The sequence below is a fragment of the Occallatibacter sp. genome (assembly GCF_049802275.1).
Classification (GTDB): domain Bacteria; phylum Acidobacteriota; class Terriglobia; order Terriglobales; family Acidobacteriaceae; genus Telmatobacter.
This window is the reverse complement of the sequence record NZ_JBARMD010000187.1, coordinates 1-3,549: the sequence shown is the minus strand read 5'-3', so window position 1 is coordinate 3,549 and position 3,549 is coordinate 1. Positions and strand designations below refer to the sequence as shown.

Genomic DNA, 3,549 nt, shown 5'->3' with positions numbered 1-3,549 from the left:
CCGCTGGCTCGCAGTGCCGGTGCGGGCTCCTGTCGTGGGTCGTGCGGACGTGGCCACGGTGGGTGTAGACGGGGTACCGAAGGAGTTGTAGAGTTCGTATCCGCCGGCGCAGACGATGATGGCTGCGAGAGCAATCACAATGTAAACCTGGCGTTTGTTTTCGATACCAAGAGGGATGGCCATGCTACTCGCCCTCCTGTGCCTGAGGTACTGCGGTTGCAGGTGTTTCAGACGACGTGGGCGGCAGGCCGTTGGGAACGTCGGAGGGACGGAGCCAGGTGGATACACGCAGGCGCAGGTTTACGAGTCCACCCTGCTGCCCGGTGAAGGCCATGGCGCGAATGACGAAGAACGTTTTGTCGCGTTCGAGGTCATTCACAAAGTGCATGATCTGCTGGTATTCGCCGCTGATGCCCGCGTCCATCGAAATCTCGGTCAGATCGCCCGCGCTTGCGCCCTGCGAATATCCCACGCGTGAGAGGTGGACGCCCGACTTCACTTCCAACTCGCCTATGCGAGTAAGGATCGATGAGTAGTTGGCTGGGATGCGCTTGGCGTAAAAGTCCTGGATCTGCACACGCGAATCTTTCACGCGTCCCTCGAGCCCGCGCAGGGGAGCGGTCTGCACTTCGAGGGTTTTGAGTTCGATCTGCTTGTTGACCAGGGCATCATTCGAACTTGAATCTGTTGCGGACCAATCCAGGCCGAGACGGACTGCGAGAATGGCAACAATCAGGATCATGACGGCCAGGCCGACATAGTGCCAGGTCAACGGGGAGGACAGCCGCTCGCGCGTAGTAACTGGATTCGGGCTCATCGCGGCACTCCTCGATAAGGCTGGACGGGTGCGTGCGGCCGAGGCATGCCGGTGTAGGGCGCGCGGCCCGTTTGCGGCGACGTGTCATCTGGATTGCTTTTGCCGTGTGTTTTTGCCGCAGTGGCCGCTATTTCTTTGGCCTGTTTGCGTTCTTCAGGGTTGCCCGCCGTGTAGTCAGCCAGCATATCGAAGTTGACGCGATTCGAGGCACTCACAGGTTCGGCGCGCTGGTTCGGGCCGCCTTCGGCCTCGGCAGTTTCGCCGACGATGCGTGGCAGCAGGAAGTGGCGGGAGTGCTCGAGATTCTGCACCAGTTCGACATCGCGATTGCGCGGGCCCACGACGCGAAGGCGCACAGAGATCTGTCCATTCTTTATGGTGGGCTCGAGCGTCGTGACCTGCACACCTGCGGGGAGAACAGTCTCAAGATCCTCCATGGCCAGCGTCCAGGAGAAGGACTTTTCGTCGAAGAGTTGATTGAGGCTTTCTGCCTGCCGAAGGGTGCGAGCGTTGTCAGGCTGCTGCATCATGGCCTGATACAGCTGACGCTCCTGCGTGATCTGAGCAATTTTTCCGTCGAGGGAATGCGCACGGGCGCGTGCAGCCTCGGCCTTGTCAGACAGAGCATGAAGGCCGAACCCAAGGGCAACCGCGGCAACCGCCAGCACCCCCATGGCAATGCGCAGGTTCTTAAGCGCCGGTGCGAGATCGGCGAATGGCCGCGAGGCGAGATTGATGGCTACGCGCACGCTATATGGCTCCTGCCAATGCTCCGGTAAGGGCGGCGGTGCCCATGTTCGACAGACTCGTTGCGACGCCGGTTGAGGGCCGAGGTGCGAGATCAATGATCCTCAACTCCGAAGGGCCAAACCAGTGTTCGAATTCAGAGGCTGTTCCGTTGCCAGCAAAGTACAGTTCCTTGGGCAAAACTGAAACCTTGTCCTCATAGTATGCTGCCGCGACGGCAACGCTGCGCTGAACTTCAAGAAGACGCTGCTCGGGATCGTCAGGCAGGTCGAGCGTGCGGTAAAGGAGTAGATCATCACCGCGGGTGATCGAGGTGGTGATCGCCACCCTGCTGAGACAGGCGGCGAGCAGCGGATCAGAAGATTCAAGGGTAGCAAGGGCGGCGAGTGCGGAAGGCATGACGGAGCCGGGTTCGTATCCTGCGGCGCGGACCACGGTTTCGTACTCCTCAAGGATATTGCTGGGAAGCACGGCGACCAGCACGCGAGCCTCGGTTTTGCTCTGCGAGAGGATCTGATAGCTGAGGCCGGCATGCTCCACTTCGAAGGGAACCATTTTGCGGAGGCGGAATCGCAGAACTGGGATTGCCTCGCTGGCCCGCGCGGGCAGGGAATCGAAGTCGAGAACGAAGACGCGCACCGCGGTATCAGGGATGATGACGGTGACGAAGCGGCTACGCGGCGAGACACTGGCGAGCGCGTTGCGGATGGCGAGAGAAACAGCCTCGGGCGAACTCATGTTGAGTTCGCTGATGCCGGGCACGAGCACGCCGGGACGGAGATGCTCGAAGGCGTAGACCGGCAATTCATTTTTGCCAGGAAGTGACGCGGCCAGTACGCCTTCCGGGGTGAGCTCGATGGCTGCGGGCGGGCGACCGCTGTGATGCGCTGCCGAATTTGAACTGCCGAGGATAGGACTCACTATCGCGATGCCTCAATGAAGGTGACTTTATTGATCTCCTTGAGCGTGGTCAACCCGCGACGCACTCGGTCGAGGGCAGATTCACGCAGGAAGCTCATGCCTTCGCGCTGAGCCAGCTTGCGGATCTCTGAAGTCGGCTTCTTCTCAAGGATCAGCTCACGGATGGGGTCGGTCAAGTCTAAAAGCTCATGGATCGCAGTACGTCCGCGATACCCGGTACCGCCGCATTCGATGCAGCCGGTGCCCTCGCGGAAGGCAAAACCTCGCCATTCGGCGGGATTCATGCCGCTGGCGATCAGGACTTCGTCGGGGTAAGAAACGTTGCGTACACAGTGTTCGCAGACGGTGCGGACCAGACGCTGGGCGAGGATGCAGTTGAGCGCGGAGACGAAGTTGTAGGCTTCGACGCCCATGTTGAGGAAACGGCCGAGGACGTCGACGACGTTGTTGGCGTGAACGGTGGTGAAGACAAGGTGTCCGGTGAGGGCGGAATTGATGGCGATCTGCGCCGTCTCCTGGTCGCGGATTTCGCCGACAAGAATCTTGTCGGGGTCGTGGCGGAGGATGGAGCGCAGGCCGCGCGCGAAGGTGAGGCCCTTTTTTTCATTCACGGGAATCTGAGTGATGCCGCGGATCTGGTACTCGACCGGATCCTCGATGGTAATGATCTTGTCTTCGTCGCTCTTGATTTCGTTGAGCGCGGCGTAAAGCGTGGTGGTTTTGCCTGAGCCTGTTGGGCCGGTGACGAGCACCATGCCATAGGGCTCGCGGATGTAGCGGCGAAAGCGGCGCAGATCTTCTTCGGCGAAGCCCACCACGTCGAGCGTGAGATGGCGGAACTTCTCGCTCATCGACTCCTTGTCGAGAACGCGGAGGACGGCATTTTCACCATGCACGGTGGGCATGATGGAGACGCGGAAATCGATGAGACGGCCCTTGTAGCGGACGCGGAAGCGACCGTCCTGCGGCACGCGGCGCTCGGCGATGTCGAGCTCGCTCATGATCTTGATGCGGCTCAGAATCGTGGTGTGATGCTCGCGCGCGATGGGCGCCATAGCTTCCTG

At 60.6% G+C, this 3,549-nt stretch carries 5 protein-coding genes; all 5 read right to left on the bottom strand.

Annotated features, from left to right (window positions below):
* The coding region (locus tag WA354_RS06280; RefSeq protein WP_472812152.1) for a hypothetical protein at positions 1–183 on the bottom strand (183 nt) is incomplete at its 3' end.
* A gap of 1 nt (position 184) precedes the next feature.
* On the bottom strand, positions 185–817 hold the full coding sequence (locus WA354_RS06275) for a hypothetical protein (RefSeq protein WP_472812151.1): 633 nt from the start codon (positions 815–817) through the stop codon (positions 185–187).
* Positions 814–1,566 (bottom strand): PilN domain-containing protein, encoded by a 753-nt coding sequence (locus tag WA354_RS06270; protein ID WP_472812150.1) that lies wholly within the window; start codon positions 1,564–1,566, stop codon positions 814–816. The genes WA354_RS06275 and WA354_RS06270 overlap by 4 nt, the downstream gene beginning before the upstream one ends.
* 1 nt (position 1,567) lies before the next feature.
* Positions 1,568–2,485, bottom strand: coding sequence for a hypothetical protein (locus WA354_RS06265; RefSeq protein WP_472812149.1), 918 nt, complete (start codon positions 2,483–2,485; stop codon positions 1,568–1,570).
* Positions 2,485–3,549, bottom strand: a 1,065-nt coding sequence (locus WA354_RS06260) for a GspE/PulE family protein (protein ID WP_472812148.1), incomplete at its 5' end; no start/stop codon positions are given. The genes WA354_RS06260 and WA354_RS06265, both read right to left, overlap by 1 nt.

Coding starts and splice junctions, on each gene's coding strand:
- WA354_RS06275 (WP_472812151.1), bottom strand. CDS start 817: ATGAGCCCGAATCCAGTTACTACGCGCGAGCGGCTGTCCTCCCCGTTG.